Annotated in this window: 20 protein-coding genes; 7 read left to right on the top strand and 13 right to left on the bottom strand. The window is 66.7% G+C overall.

Annotation, left to right across the window (positions count from 1 at the left end; all coding sequences use genetic code 11):
• From QNM97_RS01100 to QNM97_RS01120, 5 genes are all read right to left on the bottom strand, one after another.
• Complete coding sequence (locus QNM97_RS01100; RefSeq protein ID WP_283821223.1) at nucleotides 1–1,080, bottom strand: DUF5685 family protein; 1,080 nt, start codon at nucleotides 1,078–1,080, stop codon at nucleotides 1–3.
• 121 nt (nucleotides 1,081–1,201) lie between these two features.
• Entirely contained in the window at nucleotides 1,202–2,446 is a 1,245-nt protein-coding gene (locus QNM97_RS01105; protein ID WP_208792711.1) for a glycosyltransferase, read from the bottom strand.
• Nucleotides 2,443–3,810, bottom strand: a complete 1,368-nt coding sequence (locus QNM97_RS01110; protein WP_283821224.1) for a hypothetical protein — start codon at nucleotides 3,808–3,810, stop codon at nucleotides 2,443–2,445. The genes QNM97_RS01105 and QNM97_RS01110 overlap by 4 nt, the downstream gene beginning before the upstream one ends.
• On the bottom strand, nucleotides 3,807–4,676 hold the full coding sequence (locus tag QNM97_RS01115; protein ID WP_283821225.1) for an ABC transporter permease: 870 nt from the start codon (nucleotides 4,674–4,676) through the stop codon (nucleotides 3,807–3,809). Before QNM97_RS01115 ends, QNM97_RS01110 begins: the two co-directional genes overlap by 4 nt.
• Nucleotides 4,673–5,665 (bottom strand): ATP-binding cassette domain-containing protein, encoded by a 993-nt coding sequence (locus tag QNM97_RS01120; protein WP_283821226.1) that lies wholly within the window; start codon nucleotides 5,663–5,665, stop codon nucleotides 4,673–4,675. Before QNM97_RS01120 ends, QNM97_RS01115 begins: the two co-directional genes overlap by 4 nt.
• A 262-nt stretch (nucleotides 5,666–5,927) precedes the next feature.
• On the opposite strand from QNM97_RS01120, the gene QNM97_RS01125 reads away from it, so the two are divergent.
• The 4 genes from QNM97_RS01125 to QNM97_RS01140 all read left to right on the top strand — a co-directional run bounded on the left by QNM97_RS01125 (nucleotide 5,928) and on the right by QNM97_RS01140 (nucleotide 11,295).
• Nucleotides 5,928–6,947: an alpha/beta hydrolase gene (locus tag QNM97_RS01125; RefSeq protein ID WP_283821228.1), complete on the top strand. Its 1,020-nt coding sequence runs from the start codon at nucleotides 5,928–5,930 to the stop codon at nucleotides 6,945–6,947.
• A gap of 54 nt (nucleotides 6,948–7,001) precedes the next feature.
• On the top strand, nucleotides 7,002–8,477 hold the full coding sequence (locus tag QNM97_RS01130) for a condensation domain-containing protein (protein WP_283821229.1): 1,476 nt from the start codon (nucleotides 7,002–7,004) through the stop codon (nucleotides 8,475–8,477).
• Between the two features lie 80 nt (nucleotides 8,478–8,557).
• Nucleotides 8,558–9,928, top strand: a complete 1,371-nt coding sequence (locus QNM97_RS01135; RefSeq protein ID WP_283821230.1) for a condensation domain-containing protein — start codon at nucleotides 8,558–8,560, stop codon at nucleotides 9,926–9,928.
• Nucleotides 9,925–11,295: a condensation domain-containing protein gene (locus QNM97_RS01140; RefSeq protein ID WP_283821231.1), complete on the top strand. Its 1,371-nt coding sequence runs from the start codon at nucleotides 9,925–9,927 to the stop codon at nucleotides 11,293–11,295. The genes QNM97_RS01135 and QNM97_RS01140 overlap by 4 nt, the downstream gene beginning before the upstream one ends.
• Here QNM97_RS01140 and QNM97_RS01145 read toward each other — a convergent pair.
• Together QNM97_RS01145 and QNM97_RS01150 are read right to left on the bottom strand one after the other, a co-directional pair.
• Complete coding sequence (locus QNM97_RS01145; protein ID WP_283821232.1) at nucleotides 11,236–12,081, bottom strand: glycosyltransferase family 2 protein; 846 nt, start codon at nucleotides 12,079–12,081, stop codon at nucleotides 11,236–11,238. The two genes, QNM97_RS01140 and QNM97_RS01145, sit on opposite strands and share 60 nt — an antisense overlap.
• A gap of 43 nt (nucleotides 12,082–12,124) precedes the next feature.
• The gene (locus tag QNM97_RS01150; RefSeq protein WP_283821233.1) at nucleotides 12,125–13,387 is read right to left on the bottom strand and encodes a cytochrome P450; all 1,263 of its coding nucleotides are present in this window, start codon (nucleotides 13,385–13,387) and stop codon (nucleotides 12,125–12,127) included.
• A gap of 122 nt (nucleotides 13,388–13,509) precedes the next feature.
• Between QNM97_RS01150 and QNM97_RS01155 the strand changes: the two genes are divergently transcribed.
• Nucleotides 13,510–14,121 carry a TetR/AcrR family transcriptional regulator gene (locus QNM97_RS01155; RefSeq protein ID WP_283821234.1) on the top strand — a complete coding sequence of 204 codons (612 nt, stop codon included), beginning with the start codon at nucleotides 13,510–13,512 and terminating at the stop codon, nucleotides 14,119–14,121.
• 26 nt (nucleotides 14,122–14,147) lie between these two features.
• On the opposite strand, the gene QNM97_RS01160 is transcribed toward QNM97_RS01155, so the two are convergent.
• Together QNM97_RS01160 and QNM97_RS01165 are read right to left on the bottom strand one after the other, a co-directional pair.
• The gene (locus tag QNM97_RS01160; protein WP_283821235.1) at nucleotides 14,148–14,633 is read right to left on the bottom strand and encodes a nitroreductase family deazaflavin-dependent oxidoreductase; all 486 of its coding nucleotides are present in this window, start codon (nucleotides 14,631–14,633) and stop codon (nucleotides 14,148–14,150) included.
• Nucleotides 14,634–14,637: 4 nt separating this feature from the next.
• Nucleotides 14,638–15,801: a steroid 3-ketoacyl-CoA thiolase gene (locus QNM97_RS01165; RefSeq protein WP_283821236.1), complete on the bottom strand. Its 1,164-nt coding sequence runs from the start codon at nucleotides 15,799–15,801 to the stop codon at nucleotides 14,638–14,640.
• A gap of 337 nt (nucleotides 15,802–16,138) precedes the next feature.
• Between QNM97_RS01165 and QNM97_RS01170 the strand changes: the two genes are divergently transcribed.
• Together QNM97_RS01170 and QNM97_RS01175 are read left to right on the top strand one after the other, a co-directional pair.
• Nucleotides 16,139–17,446, top strand: coding sequence for a cytochrome P450 (locus QNM97_RS01170; RefSeq protein ID WP_502875042.1), 1,308 nt, complete (start codon nucleotides 16,139–16,141; stop codon nucleotides 17,444–17,446).
• The gene (locus QNM97_RS01175; RefSeq protein WP_283821238.1) at nucleotides 17,443–17,892 is read left to right on the top strand and encodes a nuclear transport factor 2 family protein; all 450 of its coding nucleotides are present in this window, start codon (nucleotides 17,443–17,445) and stop codon (nucleotides 17,890–17,892) included. Before QNM97_RS01170 ends, QNM97_RS01175 begins: the two co-directional genes overlap by 4 nt.
• 133 nt (nucleotides 17,893–18,025) lie before the next feature.
• On the opposite strand, the gene QNM97_RS01180 is transcribed toward QNM97_RS01175, so the two are convergent.
• The 4 genes from QNM97_RS01180 to QNM97_RS01195 form a co-directional block, all read right to left on the bottom strand.
• The gene (locus QNM97_RS01180; protein WP_283821239.1) at nucleotides 18,026–18,985 is read right to left on the bottom strand and encodes a type IV toxin-antitoxin system AbiEi family antitoxin domain-containing protein; all 960 of its coding nucleotides are present in this window, start codon (nucleotides 18,983–18,985) and stop codon (nucleotides 18,026–18,028) included.
• A gap of 167 nt (nucleotides 18,986–19,152) precedes the next feature.
• On the bottom strand, nucleotides 19,153–20,331 hold the full coding sequence (locus QNM97_RS01185; protein WP_283821240.1) for a thiolase family protein: 1,179 nt from the start codon (nucleotides 20,329–20,331) through the stop codon (nucleotides 19,153–19,155).
• Entirely contained in the window at nucleotides 20,331–21,377 is a 1,047-nt protein-coding gene (locus tag QNM97_RS01190) for a thiolase family protein (protein ID WP_283821241.1), read from the bottom strand. The genes QNM97_RS01185 and QNM97_RS01190 overlap by 1 nt, the downstream gene beginning before the upstream one ends.
• Before the next feature lie 40 nt (nucleotides 21,378–21,417).
• On the bottom strand, nucleotides 21,418–22,407 hold the full coding sequence (locus QNM97_RS01195) for a Zn-ribbon domain-containing OB-fold protein (RefSeq protein ID WP_283823064.1): 990 nt from the start codon (nucleotides 22,405–22,407) through the stop codon (nucleotides 21,418–21,420).
• Nucleotides 22,408–22,476: the final 69 nt, after the last annotated feature.

The following is a 22,476-nucleotide window of genomic DNA, read 5'->3' on the forward strand; positions in this document are numbered from 1 at the left end:
TCAGGTGCAATCACAGTCGCAGCAGTCGCAGCAATCCCCGCAGTCGTCGGTGCAGCAGGGGCTGGTGAATTTGTCGCTGCAGTGATTCCAGTGGTCGGTGCAGCACGCCCGGCCCGTGCAGCCGGTCCACAGGAATGGGCCGAGACGATCACGAAATCGCCGGTTCGGTGGGAATGGCGGGGGATAGGGCCAGGAGTCAGGGAAGTCCGGTGGTCGCGTGGCGGGCCACCGGGTCCGCGCATGCATCCGGCGGGCGATGGCGTGCCGCAGACCGTCGAGGAGCACCGCCCGCAGCAACCGGTCGTCGTCGAGTCGGAGCCGTGAATACCGCTTGGTGATCCGGTCGCGTCGGTCGCGGCACTCGGTCAGTGCTGCGGTCACCTCGGTTCCGGTGGCGCGCAACGGATTGAACGCACCGGAGAGAGCGTCGGCGTGATAGTCGTCCACGGCGTCGAGCAGATGGGCGATCGTCCCGAAGTCGTAGCCGATGGCTTCGAGGTCGGCACGGTTGTCCGACGCGCCCGAGGCATCGGCGGTCGCAGCGAACACCTCGGCGCACGCCTGGCCGCTGGGATCGGTGATCTCACCGAGAGATGTCGCAGTGCACTCGATCTCGGGCTGACGGTGCAGGGTGTGCAGGATGCGCTCGACGTCGAGGACCGGTGCATTCGAGGCCGCCGCATGTAACCGGGATCCGATCACCCGGGCGGTTGCCGACCTCATCGGTGAGCGCGGCGCGAGTCGCAGGCGCTGCTCGGCTCGGACGTCGTCGGCCTTGGCCGCGGCCAAGGTGAGCGACGCGCCGGCCGCCAGCCGCATACCCGGGTCGGTGGCGGTCACCACCGTGGCCGTGCGCAGTGACCGAAGTGGGCACCGCCCCGCTCGTGCGGTCGCCGCCCCACCGCTGCGCTGGGCTTCGGTGAGGATCGAGATCATCACCGCATCGGTGTTGGTGGTCAGCCGCGCGGCCTGACCGTGACCGTCGCGCAGCGCCAGACACAACCCGCACAGGTGTGCGCGCCACCGGTCGGCGAGTTCGTCTCCCAGACGGTGACGACATGGTGTGAGGACCCCGAACATGCCGCCATCCAAGCATCACGCCCCGGTTCGACACCACCGGAGTGGCCGCCGTGTCCTTCAGGCGGTCGACACCGGGCGGTCGACGCTGGTCGGGGGCCGACGCCGTTCGGGGTCGGCACCGTCAGGCCATGGACGCCGCGGCGTTGGTGATGATCTCGCACGCGGCGTCGACCGCATGATTCAGGGGAAGGAGTCGCTCGGAGATCCTACGTGCGGCCGCTTGCACACCCGGGTCGGTCAGCGCCGACAGGTCGGCAGCGGTCATTCGACTCAGGCGATTCCCGGTACCGGCACCGCACCGGCGTAGTGCGGCAGCCCAGATCGGTTGATCGGCACTGAACCATCCGACCGTCGACGGAATACCCGCCCGTAGAACCGAACCCGTTGTCCCGGCACCACCGTGGTGCACCGCCGCGCGGCAATGCGGAAGCAGTGCTTCGTGATCCACCGTTCCGGATACCCGGAACAGGCGCGAATCCGCCACCGGGAGATCCAGATCGGTGTGGGCGATCACGCGTAGACCGTGATCGAGCAGGGTGGTCACAACGAACTCCATCCGATCCCCGGGCGCTCGCATGCTGCCGAAACCGACATAGACCGGCGGCGGCCCCGAGCAGGCGAAACCGATGGCCGCATCGGTCCGGTCCAGGCCGTCGTTGATCGCCGCACGGATCTCCTTGTCCGGGCACAGGAATCCGACGAAGGGACGCTGCGGTCCCCACTCGTGTGGCAGGTCGGAGAACAGGGCAGGGTCGTACACCTGGACCTCGGGGATGCCGTCCTCGCGTAGACGTCTGCTGAACGGTCGCCGATCCGGCGGCAGCCCCAGACGTGCGCGCAGGCGGCGGTCGGCGCCGCGGGTCGAGAGCCACATGATCCGGTCGGCGAGCGTCCACACCATGCGTGAGACCGCTCGCGGCACAGTGCGATACGTCGGCGACACCGACCCGGAGACACGCACCGGGCAGTAGTGCAGCGGCACGAAGGCGATCCCGCGGCTCTCGGCGACGGTCGCGGCCCGGTCCTGCGCGAGCAGACCGGTGACGAGGACGTCCGCATCGTCGGCGAGCTCGGCCATCACCCGCTCGGACTGGTCCACCCCGTACGCGCTGACCTCACGCAACGCCCGGAAACGGGTACGCGGATTCAGTGACTTGAGGTCGTTGCGGATCAGTGGACTGGCGAGCAGATCCGCCGTCGATGGACAGAGTTCGGTGGTCGGAATCGCCGTTCGTGCAAATGGTTCCACCAGATCGGCCGCTACGGCCAGCCGCACCGAATGACCACGCCGCACCAATTCGGCGGCCACCGCGGCCGCCGGTTGGACGTCGCCGCGGCTGCCGTGCAGCGCGAAGGCGATTCTCATTCGCCCCACTCGCTCGCCTCGAGTTCCCATCGCTTCAACTCGGCGCGCACCAGGACCGCCAGGGCGGCGTCATCGGCGGCCAGCCGCGGATCGAGCGACGTCACCGCCAACCCGATCGCGCGCGGACCGACGCCGAACCATCCGCTCACGCCGCCACCGAAGTCGGCCGTGCCCGCCGGCCGACCGGTGAAGGCGCGCACCGCGATCTCGGCATCGAGTCCGCTTCCCAGACTGCAGAATTCGGGCGACAACTCGCCGAGGTTGGAGGCCAGGCACATCGGCGTCGAGCCGTTGGCGGCCAGGCGTCGCACCGGTCGGTCGCCGAGCGCCTGGGCAACCTGCGAGAGGTGGCCCATGGAGGACGTGCCGGCGTGCACGCTGCGGTAGGCCTCCTTGCAGGCCACCCGGATCGCGGTGAGATCGTGGTAGCGGTCGTCGGATACCCGGATCTGCGCGGTTGTCCCGGTGGTGGCGTTGGCCCGGCGGTCCCCATCGGGGTGCATCGACACCGGAATCGACACGGGAACAACGTCATCGGGTCCAACGATGCCGGCCTCGGCGAGCAGTCCGACCATGATCGCGACGAACAACGCGTTCGCGCTGCCCTGCGCACGGGCAAACGCACGCGCGTAGTCGTCGGCGGGGATGCTCAGCAGGATTCCGCAGGGGTCCTCCGCGATGAGTCCCGGTGGTCGCACCGGACCGGTGGGGGTGGGCCCGCGCCGGGACCTCACCGTGCCGGCGATGAGCCGACCCGCGGCCAGCGCGGCTCGCGCGGCGGTCCGCACACCGTCGACGACGTCGTCGAGCGCACCCACCCGCTCGGTGGTGACGGCGTAATCGGTTCCGAGAACGGCTTCTTCGACCGCCGTCACCATCGACCACCCGTCGGCGACGGCGTGCGCGGCGATCAGCGAGACGAAGGTCGTTCGTCGGTCCGCCGAGTACGCGGCGGTCAGTCGCCACGCCGGTCCGGCGACGCTGTCGACCCCGCGCTCGGCCTGCCGTCGTGCCCACGCCACGGCGTCATCCTCGGCGACGGGCTCGTCCTCGAAATGGGTCATCCCGGCCGCCGGTGTGTACTGCCAGCGGTCGCGGACCGGGGGTGGACGGCGTCGTGCCAGGCGGGACAGCCGCCCGTACCGCAGTCGGGTTGCCAGGGCGGACAACACATCCGGATCGAGACGTCCGTCGAATCGCCACAACCCCTGGTTGATGACACCGAGTCCGAGGGCGTGCTCCATGCGGATGAACAGGTCGTCGTCGGTGCCCAGACGCTCGGTGCCCAGACGCTCGGAGCTAGGGAGTTCGGAGCTGGGGCGTTCGGTGGTAGGACGTCGGGTGTCCTTGTCGTGGTTGGTCATAGGCGTGTGAGGTAGGCGCGCAGGGTGGCGGGGGCGAAGATCACCAGGATCACACAACAGCAGAGGAGGGTCCATCCGACATCCGCGGTGAACTGCCCATGATTGGCGAGCGCACGAAACGACGAGATGAGGTGTGAGATCGGGTTGATCTCGGCGATCACCCCGAGCCACCCGGGCATCGTCGAGGTCGGCACAAAGGCGTTGGAGGTGAACGTCATCGGCATGAGGATCAGCATCGAGATGCCCTGGATCGCCGATACCTTGGACAGCAGCACACCCATGAGGGCGAAGATCCAGCTCAACGAGAACGCAGCGAAGACGACGATGATCACGCCGAGTAGTACGCCGAGCGCGCTGGTCGGTCGATATCCGATGGCCAGACCCACCGCCAGGGACACCGTGGTCGCGATGAGATAGCGTGCCGTGTCGGCGATCAGCAGTCCCGCCAGGGGAGCGACGCGAGCGATCGGCATCGACACGATCCGGTCGAAAACACCGCTGTCGATGTCTTCGCGCAGTTGGGTTCCGGTGACGATGGACGTCGTCACCGACACCGACACCAACACACCGGGAACCAAGAGCTGCAGGTAATTCCCGACGCCACCGGCGACCGCACCGCCGAAGATGTTGGCGAACATGACGGTGAAGACGATCGGTACGACGACGACGTCGATGAGGCCCTGCGGCGAGTGGCGCATCCGCAGGAAACCCCGCCGCGCCAGGGCGAGGATCTGCCGTAGCGCCTGCGTGAGCGGCACTCGATCGAGCGGGGTGATCGGCCATTCGATCCCGGCCGCCGGGGTCGGTGCCACGTCGATGGCGTCGTCGGTCTCGAAGGTGCGGGCACCCAGCACGTCTTCGGTCATGAGGCGTCCGGCCACGAGATCTCGTTTCCGGCAGCGTCATGTGTCGCCGGGTCGCCGGTGAGGGCGAAGAACACATCGTCGAGTGTCGGGCGCTGAACCGAGAATTCGACGATGCCGACCGACGCGGCCTCCAGATCGGCGACGGCCCGTGCGGCCAGCCCGGGATCGGTGATCGACGCCGACAGCCGTGCCTCGCCGCTGACCTGCGCGACCTCGGTACCCAGGCTGTGCTGCACGACCCCGGCCGCTCGTGAGAGCTGTGCGGGGTCGGTGATGATCACGTGCAACGACTTGGTACCGATGCGTTCCTTGAGGGTATCGGCGGTGCCCTCGGCGACGACCCGTCCCGAATCCATCACGACAATCGAGTCCGACAGCTTGTCGGCCTCGTCGAGATACTGCGTGGTCAGCAGGACTGTGGTGCCGCCCGAGACGAGCTCACGCACGGCCTGCCACACCTGCGCCCGGGTCGCCGGATCCAGGCCGGTGGTGGGCTCGTCGAGAAACAGCAGCGGGGGCGCGGTGATCAGGGAACACGCCAGATCCAGACGGCGGCGCATTCCGCCGGAATAGCCGGAAACCGCGCGCCTCGCGGCGTGGGAAAGTCCGAATTGTCCGATCAGATCATCGGCGCGCGAACGCGCGCGGGCCTTGCTGAACCCGCGCAACTCGGCGAACAATCGCAGGTTCTCCTCGGCGCTGAGGTCTTCGTCCAATGACGCATATTGACCGGTCAATGCGATCAGGGAGCGCACCGCGGTGCCCTGCGTCGCCACGTCGCGACCGAAGATGCGCGCGCTGCCCCCGTCGGGACGGAGAAGTGTCGAGAGCATGCGGACGGTGGTGGTCTTACCTGCACCGTTGGTGCCGAGCAGCCCGCACACCGAGCCGGTCGGGACCGACAGGGACACCTCGTCGACCGCGGTGACCCGCCCGAACGTCTTGCGCAACGACGCGGCCTCGATGGCGGTCGGAGGCAAAACGACCATGCCGGGCTCCTTTCTCCACGCGATTGTGGTTCGTAGCCTACCGAGATCTCGGCGATTCCGTGCCATTCAAAGTCAGCTTTGGTCTGAAACCGCGCGCGGTTTCACAGGAATCTCGCAGAAAGAGCCACGTGGTTCGACAACGTAATTCATTGATCCGGAGAAAGAAATTGTGACGAAAACCGCGGATTCGGGTTATCTTGAGCGTGCTGGCGGTCTATCTGAGCCACATTTCTCGGTTGTTCACTGTTCGTGAGGTGCTGATTTGTCGGGTGATTCTGGTCGCCGTTCGCGGCGTCGTTTCCGCGTTTACGCGGGTCTTCTGGTTGTCGCTGCGGCGGTGATGACCGGGGTCGTCGGTGACCCGGGGTCGGCTCATGCGGCGCCGCAGAAGGCGACGATCGAACGGACCGCGTCGGAGGGGACCGACCTCACCGCGCTCTATGTGTACTCCCCGGCGATGCGCAAGACGATCAAGGTGCAGGTGCTCACCCCGGCACACGCCGACCGGCCACGTCCGTCGCTGTACCTGCTCAGCGGACTCGGTGAAGAAGATCCGCAGAACAGCATGTGGTTACGCAAGACCGACGCCCGGCGTTTCTACGCCGACAAGAACGTCAACGTCGTGATGCCGCTGGCGGGTAACGGCAGTCTGTACACCGACTGGGAACGTGACGATCCCAAACTTGGTCGCTACCAATGGGAAACATTCCTGATCGACGAACTGCCACCGCTGATCGACGAAGCATTCAACGGAAACGGGAAACGCGCAATCGCGGGCATCTCGATGGGTGCGGGAGCCGGGTTGGTGCTCGCCGCACGTCATCCGGGTTTCTACCGCGCGGTGGCCTCCTACAGCGGCTGTTACACCACCACTGGCCTGGCCGGACAGGCCTATCCACGGGGTATCGTCACCGCATTCGGCGGAAACCCCGACAACATGTGGGGCCCGCCGAACGATCCCCGATGGGCCGCGCACGATGTGGTGTCGCTGGCCGGCAATTTGCGCGGCACGACCGTCTACATCTCCAGCGGTACCGGGATGCCCGGCAAGTACGACGAGCCGGGGTATCCGGGTAACGGTGACCCGGCGAATCGCCAGGTCGTCGGGGGTGGAATCGAATTCGGTACCTACCTGTGTACGCGGGAATTGCAGTCCCGACTCGTCGCCTCGGGTATTCCCGCGACGATTCGGTACGTCGATCCCGGAACGCACTCCTGGCCGTACTGGCGCGACCAGCAGAGGCAGAGTTGGCCCACCATTGCTCACGGCCTGAACAGTTGATGCGCTTTCAATAATTGCTCCGTCCCGTTCACACGATCATTACCGGAGGTTTCGATGGAATACACAGAACTCGCCGACTATCGGATTCCCGGCGGTCGGGTGACCGCGTGGGAGCCGACCGCCGACGCCACCGCCTGGCAGCCCGATCCGCGGCGGCTGTCCTACATGCACCTCGAGCACGCGCGTCGTGCCCAGACGATGGGCGACGACTGGTACAGCGAATGGATCGGCACGGCGTTCATGATCGACCGCCCCCTCGATCGACAGGCACTCGCGGCCGCCATCGAGGAGTGGTACCGCAGGCATGAGGCGTTCCGGTCGTCGGTGCGCACCGATGCCGGTACCGGACCAGAGGACGATCTGACCAGGATCACGACCACACCCCAGGCGATCTCGGTCCGTACGAGTGCGCTCGGTGACGCCATGACGGCCGACGAGGCACAAGCCTGCGTCCAGGAGTACTTCAACAGCACCGTGTCACCGCTGCGCTGGCCCCATTGCGTTGCGGTCACCGTCGAACCGGGTGACGACGATCGCTTTCTGCTGATCTTCGCCGCCGACCACACCGTGATGGACGCCTACACACAGGTCTTCGCGATCCGCGAGCTCACCACCCTGTACGAGGCCGCGCTCGACGGGACGCCGCACAATCTGCTGGACTACGGCAGCTACCTCGACTTCGCCGACGCCGAACGCGATCTCGGCGAGCAGATCGATGCCAACAACACCGCGGTCACCCTCTGGCGTGAGTTCTTCGAGACCGCGACATCGGTCGCACAGCCCGGACCCATGCCGACCTTCCCGCGTTTCGAGGTTCCCGCCGGCCATACCCCGACGATCACCTGCCCCCGCAGCCCCGACGAGGGATACCAGTCGAGCCTGTCGACCTATCTGCTCGACCCGGCCCAGACCAAGGCGTTCGACGCGGTGTGCAAGGCCGCGGGCGCCTCGATGGCCGTCGGTGTGTACACGGCGCTGACGATGGCAGGCGCGGCCTGCAGCGGAGCCGACGATCTACGCTTCATCAGTCCAGTCCACACCCGCACCGGTCCCCAGTGGGGTGAGGCGGTGGGTTGGTTCGTCGGTGTGATCCCGATGCACGCCCGATTGGGTGGTGCCACCACATTCGGTGCGGCCCTGCCCGCCGTGGCGGCGAGTGTCGGGCGGTACCGCGACGCCGGCAGCGCCCCGTTCGCCCCGATCGCCGACCTGATCGGCGGCGACGTGACCCCGCCGGGATTCGTCATCTCCTACATCGACCTGCGACGCGCCGAGAGCGCCGATCAGTGGGACGCGCGCAATGCTCGCGTCCTGCGCAGCGCCACCGCCGACGCCGACGAGGTCTACTTCTGGATCAACCGAATCCCGGACGGCCTCAACGTCTCCGCGCGGTTCGCCGCCGGTCCTCAGGGTGCTGCGGTCGAGACCTTCCTCTCGACGTTCCACGCCATACTGCGCTCGGTGATCGCCGACGGCGACTGCCCGGTCGTCCTCGCCGATGCCTCCGCACTGACCGGCCGGCGCCGGTGACGGTGCGGTTCTCACCACCCGGTGAGCTCGGACCGCTTCTGCGCGAGGCGTTTCCGGGTGGGTCCGTCGTGGAGTGGACCATGCGCTCCCCGGATCGGGCCAGACTCGGCTCGTCGCCCTCGGGTGCGGGAACCTTCCTGCAGTCCGATCACCTCGCGACCGCTGTCGCCGCTCGTCTGCGCGGGGAACCGCATCGGGCGATCATCGGTTCCCTCACTCGATTCGACGAGCCGCTCGACGCCGAGGCGATGGCGCAGGCGCTCACCGACTTCGTACGCCGTCACGAGGAACTGCGTGCGCATTACGTCGTCGACGAGTCGGGGATCACCCGCGTCGTCGCGCCACCGGACTCGGTCGAGATGATCACCACCGTGCCGGACCCCGACCTCATCCTCGACGATGCATCGGTCGGCGAATATGCGGCGCAACGCATCACGTCGCTGACCGACTTCGATTCGGTACCCGCCATGGCATTCGGGGCAGCAGCGGGTGAGCGGGGCTTCACGTTCTATGTCGGGGCCGACCATGTCCATGGAGACGGATACTCGGTGTGGCTCGCGCTCGCCGAGATCGTCGCGCTCTACCGGGCACGGGTGCATGGCGAGTCCGCGGATCTGCCGTCGGTCGGCAAGTACGCGGACTTCATTCGGGCCGAGGCGATGTCGGCCGGGTCGGTCGCCGCCGATGACGACAGCGTCCACACCTGGCGGACGGCACTGCGGGCCAAGGGCGGTGTTCCGACCTCGCCGCTGGACCTCGGACTCGACGGCGGCACCGCCGCGGTACCGGCGGTCCGCGCCCGCCGCGATCTGATCGACGCCGCCGACGCCACCCGGATCGACGAGCGACTCGCCGGAACCGGCCAGACCTTCACCGGATGTCTGTACGCGGCAATGGCATCGGCGCAGTTCGCGGTGACCGGTGACCGCCTGTTCTGCACGACGACCGCCCTGGCGACGCGTCCTCCCGGGCACGAACGGACCCAGGGCTGGCTGTGTAATTTCGCCCCGATCTGCTTCGAGGTCGACCCCGACGCCGACTTCGTGTCGCTGATCGGAGCGGCCACCGACGCCGTCCGCCACGCGCGGTCTGCTGCAGCCGCACCGGTGGGTGCGGTACTCGGGGTGTTGGCGCAGGCCGGTGAGTTGCCGCCGATCACGGGTTCGCCACAGATGGTGACCTACATCGATCATCGTCGCCTACCAGGGGTCGAGGACCCGACGGTGCGAACCACGGTCGGCTTTCCCGGTGTCGGAAAGACCAAGAACGCCAACCTCTGGGTGAGCCGGATGACCGACTGCGTGACGGTCGAGACGCAGATCCCGGACAACGAGACCGCCCGCAGGAACGTCGGCGCCTACCTCGACGCGATCGCCGAGATCCTGCACGACTTCGCCGCCGGGGCCGAGCGCTCCGCACAGCCCACCGGATCGACCGGGATGACGGCATGAAACTGGCGAGCCTGGAACACTATTCGGTGAAACCGGGACGCTTCGTGCAGTGGGTGCCGGAGACCGGGGCGGCGAGTGGGTCGGCGGTGGCCGGCGCACCGGCTGTCATGGCGGTCTCGGAGAATGAGCGCTTCCATCTCGACTCGGTGCGGGCCGGGCATCTGGGCTGGATGACCCTGGTCATCGATCTGCCCCGGTCGGTGCCCCGGGAACTGCTGTGGCGCATGGCATCGGAGGTGATGTCACGCCACGACGCGCTGCGCAGTCATTTCGTCGCCGGGGACGACTATGTGCGCCATCACCATCGGGATGTCCCGGCGGTGGTCGACGACGAGATCGATGCGCGTCATTGGGACCCACAGGCACTCACCGCCGAGGTCTTGCGACGGACCGCATCGGCGTGCAATCCGCTCCGTCCCGGCGGACATTTCTTCTCCGCCGTCTGCCGGCCGGATTCGACGACGGTGATCTGTGCCTTCGACCACGCCTACGTCGACGCCCGGTCGTTGACGGTGATCGCCGCCGACATCACCGATGTTCTCGCCGCACGCCCCCTGCGACCTGTCACATCGGGTCTCGACGAGGTGCGCGCCCACATTCGACAGCCGGCGGTGCCGGCCGACGATCCGCGTCTGGCCGGGTGGGAACGCTATCTCGAGCAGTCCGACTGGCAGATACCGGATTTCCCGTTGGATCTCGGTGTCGGCCCGGGGGAACGCAAGCCGATGCGCACCGCGATGCGCACGCTGGTGTCCGCCGACGACGCCCCCGAACTCGGTGCCGGCATCCGGCGCCACGGCGGCCGGACGCTCTCGGCGCTGCTGACCGCCATCGGAGTGGCCGTCCATCGGTCCGGAGGCCCGGAGGAGATGTCGACGATCATCCCGGCCGGACCCCAGACGGACCGACGCTTCGTCGGCTGGGTGGTCGACAACATCCCGATGCGCGTCGCATGTAGTGGTGATCCGATGGAGCTCAGCCGGATCAACGCGCGTCGGCTGGCCGAGGCGACACCGTTGGCCGAGATCGGATTGACCCCGGTCTACCAGACCTTCGGAGATCGGTTGCGCCGCAGCCGCGACGATGTGTTCATGCTGTCCTACGTGGACTACACCCGCTGGTACACACCGGCCGACGGCGTCGAGGTCCGTCAGCTCTCCGGTGACCACGACACCGACAATGCGCAGTGGTGGCTGTGGCGCGACGAGAGCGGCATCCATGTGCGTGTTCGCTATCCCGACACCGATCAGGCCGAGAAGATCATCGACGCCGTTCTGTCCGAGACGGTTTCGGTGATCGGCGAAATCTCATCGAGGCTCGGCTGCTCGGATATCGGCGGTGAGTCCGCTCGAGGCACGGTTGCCTGAGTACCACTTGATGGTGTCTCGCACGCCGAACGCCTGCTGCCGACGTTGCGAGGTGAAGACGATTGCGTGCTTCTGCAAAGCAATTCCTTTGGAGCCGACCAATTTTCGAACTCTCGCCTGGAGCACTGCGTCTTCGTCGGTATCGTCTATCCGCGTCCGCGGGAAGCCTCCGGATTCGAGATACATCTCGACGTCGATGGCCATGTTGTTGCCCACCACCGCAAAACTGCGGCGGGCGACGGCCGGTCCGCGGGCGGTCCTCAGGTACTCCACGGCATGACCGACCCGCCAGAGCTTGCCGACCGCGTTGAACAGAAACGGTGAGACGTCTTCGTCGTCACGGGCTTTCACCCGGCCACCGACGAGCCGTTTCCCGGCGAACAGCGGGATCAGCAGGGTGGCGAGCCAGTCCGGCGCCGGATGCGAGTCGGCGTCGGTGCGTGCGATGTAGCGAGCTCCGGAAGCGATGGCGTGACGCGCGCCGGTGTCGGCCGCACAGCCCGAACCCTTCTCGGTCTCGGAGATCAATTCGGTGGGGAACCGGGTTCCTGCCTCGATGAACTCACGGACGAGGTCCGGCGTGCGATCGGTGCTGTTGTTGTCGACCACGACGACACGGAATCCGTGCAGAACCTCGCGATGCAGTGGGGCGTCGAACTCCTGATCCTGCAGGGCCTGCAGGGTGTCGACGATCAGACGTTCCTCGTTGTATGCGGGGATGATCACCGCGACTGCGGGCGTCGAGGGGGAGAGGTGGTCGGCTGTGGAATAGAATTCGTCGGCCATGGACGAAAGTCTATGTGCCCTTTCGCGTGGTGGCCACCGAGCGTCAGGGACCAGGCACCCGGGAGAGGGTGCCGTAGTCCACCGGGAGATCCTTGACCCCGTTGAGCCAGCCCGATCGGACCCGCCGCATCGGCCCGACCCGCGAGATGTCGGGCAGCACGTCGGCGATGGCGTCGAAGATGAGGTTCAGCTCGAGGCGGGCGAGGTTGGCCCCGATGCAGAAATGTGCCCCGTTCCCGCCGAACGCGAGATGGGGATTGGGGTCACGGAGAATGTCGAAGGTGAACGGGTCGGAAAAGACGTCCTCGTCGTAATTGGCCGAGCTGTAGAAGAGTCCGACCCGCTGTCCTGCGGTGACCGCGACGCCACCGAGTTCGGTGTCGGCGAGGGCGGTTCGCTGGAAGGCGTTGACCGGCGTCGACCAGCGCAGGATCTCATCGACCGCCGAAGCGGGCCGTTCACGGCGAAAGAGCTCCCACTGGGCGGGATGATCGAGAAACGCATTCATTCCGTGCGTGGTGGCATTTCGGGTGGTTTCGTTCCCGGCGGTGATCAGCAGGATGACGAAGAACCCGAACTCCATCTCGTCGAGGGCCTCGCCGTCGATGTCGGCCTGCACCAGGGTGGTGACGATGTCCTCACGCGGATTGCGTCGCCGATCCTCGGCCATCTGGTATGCGTAACCCAGCAATTCGGCGTTCGCCGTGGTGGGATCGATCAGCTGATCCGGATCGTCGGAATTGATGATGGCGTCGACGAGTTCGTGAATCCTCGGACGATCGGCGGTGGGCACACCGATGAGGTCGAGGATCGCCTGCAGCGGGAGGTGGACGGCGACGTCGTCGACGAAGTTCCCGCAATGGCGTTCCGCGGCCTCGGCAACCACCCGGCGTGCCGACTCCTTCAACGTGTCGGTCAGCGCACCAACGGATTTCGGCGTGAAGATGCGCGAGACGATCTTGCGTAGTCGGGTGTGCGACGGCGGATCATGGTTGATGAGAAGGGCTTTGGTGAACTCGATCTGATCGGCCGTCACATACTCGGGCAGGCGGATGATCGCGCCGTTGGCGTTGGTGGACCACAGCGCGTGATTGCGGGAGACCTCGCGGACGTGTGCGTGCTTCGAGACCACCCAGTATCCGCCGTCATGGAATCCGCCGCCCTTTCCCTCCTCCTGGGCGTTCCACCACACCGGCGCAGTGCGGCGCAGATGTGCGAACTCGGCGAGGGGCACGCCACGTTCGAGGAGGTCCGGGTCGGTGAAGTCGATACCCGGGTCGAACGGACGGGTCGATGTGGTCTGCATCACCACACCATACACCAGAAGAATATCTGTATGGTCGTTCATCTCGAGCTCGGTCGCCGATTAGGCTGAAGCCTCATGACGCGCGAGTGCCCGGTGAGGGCGATCGACCACGGGGCACGCTGATGCGTACGCACGGTTGGGCCGGCGCGGTGCCCGCCACCGACGAGGAGGCCGTCGCGCGCATTCTCGCGACCACGCGTGAGGTCATCGACGAGCAGGGAGAGGCCACCCGTCTGGCCGACGTTGCGCGACGGCTCGGCGTGACCCGTCAGACGGTGTATCGCTACTTTCCGAGCACCGAGGCACTGCTTTCGGCGACCGCCATCGACGCCGTCGGAGCGTTCCTGGACCGCATCGCCGACCGCCTGGTGGGGCTCACCGAGCCGGATGTGGCCGTGATCGAGGGTGTTTCGGCGGTACTGGAGGTGCTCGCCGACGACCGCTACATGGGCATCCTGCTGTTGCCCGGGCACCAGAGCCTGCCGGTGATCGGACAGATCACCTCGGAGAACGCCCGCGTGTTCGCGCGCAGCATGATCGAGCGGATGGACGTCGACTGGACCGCGCGCGGTTACCGCGACGAGGATATCGAGATCCTCGTCGAAATCGTCTTGCGCACACTGCAATCACTGATCATCGATCCCGACCACGGGTACTCGGCCCCTGATCGCCGAGTGTTCCTCGACCGCTGGTTGGGCTCGGCGATCCGTGCGCTCGCGAGTGGGGGTCGGTGAGCCTGCCGACGGTCGTGGAGGCGGTGTCAGTCAGTGGCGGGCTCGCAGATGACCACCGGGATCTCACGCTCGGTCCAGGCGTCGTAGGTGTCGAAATCGGCATACACATCAACGAGTTTCGGCCACAGGCGTGCGCGTTCGGCCTCATCGGCGGTGCGGGCCAGCAACTCGTGCCGATCGCGCCCGACCTCGATGGTCACCGCCGGATCGGCGCGCAGGTTGAGATACCACGCCGGATGGTGCGCCAGTCCGCCCTGTGAGGCCACCACGACGAAGTTCTCGCCGTCGCGCAGATAGAGCAACGGTGCGGTTCGGGGCTTGCCCGTCTTGCGGCCGGTCGTGGTCAACAGACACACCGGAACCGGCTTGTGCAGCGCCGCCCCGACTCGCCACGTGTTGCCCAGGCGACCACCCGTGGCCCGGTAGACCATCGTGTTGAGCCGCGAGCCCACCTTGATCAGTCGCGCGACAACGGGTGAATCGAGCTGGCGCGGACGATTGTTCGCGTCCACGGGTTCAGATGCGTTCCAGGATGGTGCCGGTGGCCATTGCGCCGCCGGCACACATCGTGATCAGGGCGGTCTGTGTGTCGGTGCGTTCGAGTTCGTGCAGGGCGGTGGTGATGAGCCGGGAACCGGTGCTGCCCACCGGATGTCCGAGCGCGATCGCACCGCCGTTGACGTTGACTTTGTCCATGTCGGCGCCGTGCACCTGAGCCCAGCTGAGCACCACCGAGGCGAACGCCTCGTTGATCTCGACGAGATCGATGTCCGACAACGACATTCCGGCCTTGCTCAGTACTCGTTCGGTGGCCTGGACCGGACCGTCGAGATGGTAGTGCGGCTCGGCGCCGACGAGCGCCTGGGCGCGCAACCGAGCCCGGGGGGTCAGGCCCAATTCTTTTGCGCGTCCCTCGTCCATCAGCAGGATCGCCGCGGCGCCGTCGGAGATCTGCGACGAGGTCCCGGCGGTGTGGATGCCGCCCTCGATCACCGGCTTGAGGCCGGCCAGCGACTCCGCGGTCGTCTCGCGCAGCCCCTGATCGCGGACCACGTCGAGGATGTTGCCGGTGAGTTCACCGTCCTTGGTGCGCTCGGGTGCCTTGAGGGCGAGCACCTCTCGGTCGAAACGTCCTTCGTCCCAGGCGATTCGCGCACGCTGCTGACTCCGCAGGCCGAGCGCCTCGATGTCGGCGCGGGTGATGCCGCGTCGGCGCGCGATGCGTTCGGCGGCCTCGAACTGGTTGGGCAGGTCGATGTGCCACGAATCGGCATGGTAGGGGCCGGCATTCGTCCCGACGTTGGCACCGAGTGGTACCTGGGTCATCGTCTCCACGCCGCAGGCGATGCCGACTTCGATCGTGTCGGTCGCGATCAGCCCGGCGATCAGGTGGTTGGCCTGCTGCGCCGACCCGCACTGACAGTCGATCGTCGTCGCGCCGGTGTGTTCGGGCAGGCCCGCCGACAGCCAGGCCTTGCGGGTGATGTTGCCGGCCTGGGCGCCGGCCTGGGTGACACAGCCGCCGATCGCCTGCTCGACCAGCGCGGGGTCGATGCCCGCCCGCTCGATGAGGCCGCGCTGGGTCATCCCGAGAAGTTCTTCGGCGTGCAGACCCGACAGCCAGCCGGCGCGCTTTCCGATCGGCGTCCGCACTGCTTCCACGATCACCGGAACACCCATGGTGGTTCCTCTCCTACGAGGTTCGCTGCCGTCTGATGACCGGCACTGTCCTGCTCAAATTAGAACATGTTCTCATTTGCGTCCAGCCTCGGGCTCGATATGGCAGGGCTGGTGGGGCAGAGAAGGGATGAAAGCGGCAGTTTCCTGGACATCGGTCCAGAAAAGTCGAAGTGGGACGGTCGCCCAACACTCCAATCGTGGCGTGGACTGGGGCGACCGTCCAGAAAAAAGTAGAACAGGTTCTCGTGAAGCCCTCGATTCTTGTGTACCGTGGATCACACAAGTGAGACCGAAATCCGTTCTCATCTCACTACAGGTAACGACAGGTGGTGTGACAGTGGTCAAGACCGTCAACGTTTCCGCGGGGGAGTCGCCGAGCGGGGCGACGTCGTCAACGGAAGACGCGCGCAGCAGCCCGTTCATGACGCAGGAGGGATGGGATTTCACCAACCCCGACCTGCTCGAACAGGGAATCCCGGTCCAGGAGTTCGCAGCCCTGCGTTCGACGGCTCCGGTGTGGTGGAACGCGCAGCGCGAGGGCAAGGGCGGCGGATTCCACGACGGCGGCTACTGGGTGATCTCCAAACACGCCCACGTCCGCGAGATCTCCAAGAACAACGCCGACTGGTCGACGGCGTCCAATGGCGTCATCATGCGATTCGACGATGAGATGACCCAGGAGCAACTCGACGTCACCAAGGCGCTGCTGATCAACCACGATCCGCCGGATCACACGCGGCTGCGCAAGCTGGTGTCGAAGGCCTTCACGCCGCGCGCCGTGCAAGCGCTCGAGGACAAGCTCGACGGCGCGGCGCGGACGATCGTCACCCACGCGGCCGAACAGGGCACCGGCGACTTCGTTCACGACGTCGCCGTCGACCTCCCGTTGCTGGCCATCGCCGACCTGCTCGGTGTGCCCGAGGAGGACCGGGTCAAGCTCTTCAACTGGTCGAACAACATGATGAACTACGACGACCCGGAGTTCGGCGAGGACCCGCAGATGGCGTCGGCCGAAATCCTCGGCTACGGCTACAACATGGCCGAGGCACGCCGCAAGAATCCGGTCGACGACATCGTCAGCGTGCTGGTCAATGCCGACCTCGACGGCCAGTCGCTCGACGAGGCCGAGTTCGGCTTCTTCTTCATCCTGCTGACCGTCGCCGGTAACGAGACCACGCGCAACGCGATCAGCCACGGCATGAACGCCTTCCTCGAACACCCCGATCAGTGGGAGCTGTTCAAGCGGGAGCGGCCGGCCACCGCGGTCGACGAAATCGTCCGCTGGGCCACGCCGGTCAACTGCTTCCAGCGCACCGCCAAACGCGACACCCAGGTCGGCGGCGTCGACATCGCCGAGGGCGAGCGCGTCGGGCTGTTCTACGGCTCGGCGAACTACGACGACGAGGTCTTCGAGAGGCCCTACGAGTTCAACATCCTGCGAGATCCCAACCCGCACGTCGGTTTCGGCGGCAACGGTGCGCACTTCTGCGTCGGCGCGAACCTGGCGCGGATGGAGATCAACCTGATGTTCAACGCGCTCGCCGACCTGGTGCCCGACATCAGCAGGCTCGAGGCACCGCGTCGCCTACGGCACGGCTGGATCAACGGGGTCAAGGAGCTCCGGGTCGACTACGGGACGAAATGACCCACTCCGAAACCGCACCGGCGTATCTGAACATCGATCGGGAGAACCATCCGGCGGTACTCGCCGGACGGCGCTCGCGTGAGTTCGTCGAGGCCAGGGACAAGCAGGCCTGGGTGGACAATTTCGCCACCGACGCGAAGGTCGAGGACCCGGTGGGGCCGTCGATGTTCGACGCCGAGGGCATCGGATTCACCGGGCATCAACGGATCTCGGAGTTCTGGGATCTCTCGATCGCGACCACCGAGAGCATCGAGTTCGTCTTCGACGACGAGATCATCTGCGGCAACGAGGTCGCCTACGTGGGCAAGATCGTCACCCACATCGCCGGCCACGTCTCCGAAGCCCACGGTGTGTTCACCTACCGCGCCGATGAGAACGGGAAACTCTCTGCGCTGCGGGCATTCTGGGAGGTCGAGAAGACGATCAACTCGGTGCGTCCGGCGTAGCGGCTCCTCTCACCCGCGCGACAGGCACGAACCACGAAAAGTAGGGGAAGAATCTTCTTCCCCTACTTTCTCGTTCTTCCCCGCGAAATTTCCTGCGGAGGAGCGGATTTCTTCGGGAAGAAGCGCCAGGCGTTCAGCTCACAAGCCCGGCACGACGCAGGGCGGTCAGCAGCTTACGCACGAACGCCTGTGGGTCACGCAGCTCCTGCCAGGTCCACCGCACAACCACGATCCCGCAGTGCCGGATCGCGTCCTCGCGCAACTTCTCCGCGTAGATGACGTCCTCGGCGAGTCGGTGGCCACTGGCCGCCGAGAGCCGGTGGTACTTGAACCTGCCGTCGAACTCCCCGACGACGCGCACTCGACCCTCGGCGTCCCGCCACCCGAAATCACAGCGCTTCATCGAGCCGTCGGCCACGACGACCTCGACCTGGAGTTCGGGCCGCGGCACGGACCGCGACTCTACCATGACACCGCGGCTCAGCGATTCGCCGATACTCTCGGACCGATCGTCGGCAAGGGGTAAGGCGCTGCGCAGCACGGCGATTCCGTGTTGACGGCGCATCGCGGCGGCGCAGGCGGCCACATCGACCGGAACGCCGCGCTTGCGACCCTGGAAGAGGCCGGAGTCGAGCGCGCAGAGCGCTTGGCGAAAGGACCCCTCACGCGCAACGTCACAGACCGTGCGTGCGATCGATGTCACGAGGATGCCGTCGACGTCGATGAGATCGTCTGGGATGATTCGGCTTTGGTGGACCACCAAGCGTTCGGTGATGCGCCCCGACGTCGGTGAGGTAAAATGAACTGTCGAGGTGTCTTTGTCCAGCAACGGAACCCCGAGGAGCGTCGCCGCTGACTGATGGCTTGGGTAGCGACGCTCGCCGCCGATCCGAACGGCCGCGAGGACCGAATCGCGGTACCGCCGCTCTCGGGCCGCGAACTCGTCGAGCTCCCCGTCGCCGGGCACCGGAACGTAGCCACCCCACCCGACGCGCTCGAGGGTTCCGCCTCGAAGAGCCCGTGTGATGTCGGCGTCGGTGATGCCCTGTGAGAGTGCGTTGCGCCGCAGGATCAGACGGTCGCCGGAGTTCATGGCGACGAGCATGCCTCCCGCAAGGACACATGCCGCCACGCTCATCCACAGGTGTGGACAACCGGCTTGCCACCGCGGCCTTCACCTGTTCTTCCCCAAGAAACTCATTCCTCCCCTGACAATTTCCAGGGGAACAACGAAACCCTTGGGGAAGAACCGGAGCTGAGTCAGTGCTGGGGTTTGTCGGCCCCCACCAGCCACATCGAGAAGTATTGCGAACCACCGCCATACGCGTGGCCGAGGGCTTTGCGGGCGTCGGGAACCTGGTGCGCCCCGGCCTTGCCCATCACCTGGATCGCGGCCTCGGCGAAGCGGATCATGCCTGACGCGCCGATCGGATTCGACGACAACACGCCGCCGGAGGCGTTGAGCGGGATGCGCCCACCGATCTCGGTCTCGCCGGCCTCGGTCAGCTTCCAGCCCTGGTTCTCCGGCGCGAAACCCAAGTTCTCCAACCACATCGGCTCGAACCAGGAGAAGGGTACGTAGATCTCGGCGGCGTCGATCTCCTCGACGGGGTTGTCGATGCCGCCGGCCTTCCACAGTGCCGCGGCGGCATCCCGACCGGCCTGCGGGCTGACGACGTTGCGGTGTGCGAAGGCCAACGGCTCGGTGCGCATCGCGGTCGCGTGAATCCACGCAACGGGATTGCCCTGTGCCACTGCGTCGTCGGCGATCTGCTCGTCGCCGATGACCACGGCGCACGCCCCGTCCGACGACGGGCACGTCTCGTCGTAACGGATCGGGTCCCAGAGCATCTGCGACGCCATGACCGACTCGGTGGTGATGTCGGGCTGATGCAGGTGTGCCAGCGGATTGAGGGCGCCGTTGCGACGGTCCTTGGCCGCGACCATCGCACCGATGTGCTCGGGCGCACCGGACTGCCGGATGTAGGCGCGCACGTGGGGGGCGAAAAACCCCCCTGCGCCTGCGCCCACCGGCTTGGTGAACGGCACCGGAATCGACAATGCCCACATGGCATTCGACTCCGACTGCTTCTCCCACGCGACGGCCAGCACCCGACGGTGCACCCCGGCGAACACCAGCGACGCCGCGACATTGGCGGTGGAACCGCCGACCGAACCCGCGGTGTGCACCCGGATCAGTCGTTTGCCGACGGCGCCGAGCGCCTCCGCCATCGCCAGCTCCGGCATCATGGTGCCCTCGAAGAGATCCGGGGCCTTGCCGATGACGATGGCGTCGATCTCGTCGATCGAGACCGTCGCGTCGGCCAGCGCCGCATCGATCGCCTCCCGACACATCCCGGCCATCGTCACGTCGTGCCGTTTGGCGACGTAGTGGGTCTGGCCGGTGCCCAGAACCGCCGCCCGGTTGTTGTGTGCCATCAGTTCTCGTCTCCCGCGGTGTCGGCGCCCAAGGTGACCACCATGTTCTGTTGCAGCAGTGGACCGCTCGTCGCGTGCGCGAGCGCGGTCTGCGCGTTGCCTCCGAGGATCTCGTTGGCGGCGTAGCCGATCCGCTGCAATCCGGCCGAGAACAGCGAGTTCCCGGCGAGGACACCGCCCGACGGATTGATGCGCACCGACTCCGGCAGGCGTAACGCGTTGCGCACGATCAGCTCTTGATGGGTGTAGGGGGCCGCGATCTCGGCGACGTCGACGGCGCGGCTCCGCTCGCCGAACGCGGTATCGCCGGCCAGGGTCGTCGACGGCGACACCGTCAGGTCCCGCGCGCCGAAATTCGGGGTGTCGATGCGATGATCCCACCCGGTGATGAACGCGGGATTGGCCACCAGCTCACGTGCCCGACGCTCGGAGGCGATGATGACCGCTGCTGCGGCATCGGTGTAGGGCGCGACGTCGTGGGCGCGCAGGGGATTCGCGACGTAGTCGGTACCCAGGAGGTCGTCCACCGAGGCGCCGGTGGTCCGCGCGGCCACCGCCGCCATGTCGGCCTCGGTCCACGTTCCGGCATCGAGTCCCGCGCGGGCCTGCAATGCGGCGAGCGACTGGGCCTGTGGCCACAGCGGTGTCACCGTGTACGGGTCGGTCTGCAGCGCCAGGGTCAGATCCATGTCGCCGGCAGTCGATTTGCCGAAGCCGTAGGCCAGGGCCAGATCGACCTCGCCGGTGGCGATCTTCACCCAGGCCTCGTAGAGGGCCCACGCCGCGTCCATCTCGACGTGCGACTCGTTGATGGGCGGCATCGCGCCGATCGAGTCGATGGCCGAGATGAACGAGAAGGCGCGTCCGGCAAGGTAATCCGACGATCCACTGCACCAGAATCCGATGTCGGTCCGGCTGATGCCGAGTTCGGCGTAGAGCTTGGAGAAACAGGGGATCAGCATCTCCACGCCATTGGTGGTGCCGTGGGTCCCGACGACATTCGGGCTGTGGGCGAACCCGACGATCGCGATCCGGGGGAGGGTCATGACGACATGTCCTTTGTGATGGGCGAGAAAGTGCTGGGGCTCAGAGGAATTCGCGGTAGGAGGCGTAGTCGGCGTCGGGCTCGCCGGTCGGCCGGAAGTGGCTGATGCTGCCCAACGAGAGTTCACGCTCGTCCTCGGGGACCCACACTGCCTGCACGCGCATCCCCATGCGGACCTCGTCGGCCGGGCAGTCGAGGATCAGGTGCAGGAACGGGATGTCGGTGCCGTCGAGCAGCACGTAGGCGGCCACGTACGGCGGCTTGATCCGTTGTCCTTGAAAGGGGACGTTGACGATGCAGAAGGTGGTGACGGTACCGGTGTGGGCCAACTCGACCCGCTCCACCGCGCGTGCCCCGTCCGACGGGCTGACCTTACGCGGCGGGAAGTACACCCGACCGGCGTCGACGCCCGAACCGATCCGGGAGCCATAGAGCTTGCCGGCCTTGAGTCCCTCCAGGTACCAGGATTCCTCCTCGGTGGCCGAGTGGGTGATCGTGGTGGTGATCGGGGTCGTGATGACGACCCGCTCGCCGGAGTCGACCTCGGCGGTATTCGGTTCGGCCGGTGTTGCGGTCTCCCCCGGGGCGAAATGGCTGATGTCGTCGATCCGGCCGGTCCGTGCGGCGCGCCAGACGGCGTGCACGCGCAGCCCGGTCGTCACGTCGTCGGCCGAATCCACCAGCAGGGCGTGCAGGAGTGCGGTGTCGGCGCCGTCGAGACGGATCAGCGCCCAGGCGAACGGCACGTCGAGCGGCTGGGGCGAGGCGGGTTGGTCGACCCACGTCCACGAGACGACGGTGCCGATGGTCGCGACGTCGACGAGATCGGTGGTCGGGGCACCGGATCCGGGGTCGAACTCGACCGGGGGCACCGAGATCGTGCCGTCGGCCGCGCGTGAGCCGACGATCCGGCCGTCGCGCAGACCGAGCGCGAACTGCGACAGCACCGGACCCAGCGACCGGGTGTATCCGAAGGTGTTGGTCAGCGGTGCGGTGAGGACGGGGGTCTCGGGTTCGGGAACGACCGCCACCGGGTCGGGGACTCCGGGACGGTCACTGGTTGCGATGCTGCTCACACAATCGAGTAGAACACGTTCTAG

The sequence above is a fragment of the Gordonia sp. L191 genome, from assembly GCF_030077625.1.
GTDB classification, from domain to species: Bacteria; Actinomycetota; Actinomycetes; order Mycobacteriales; family Mycobacteriaceae; genus Gordonia; species Gordonia polyisoprenivorans_A.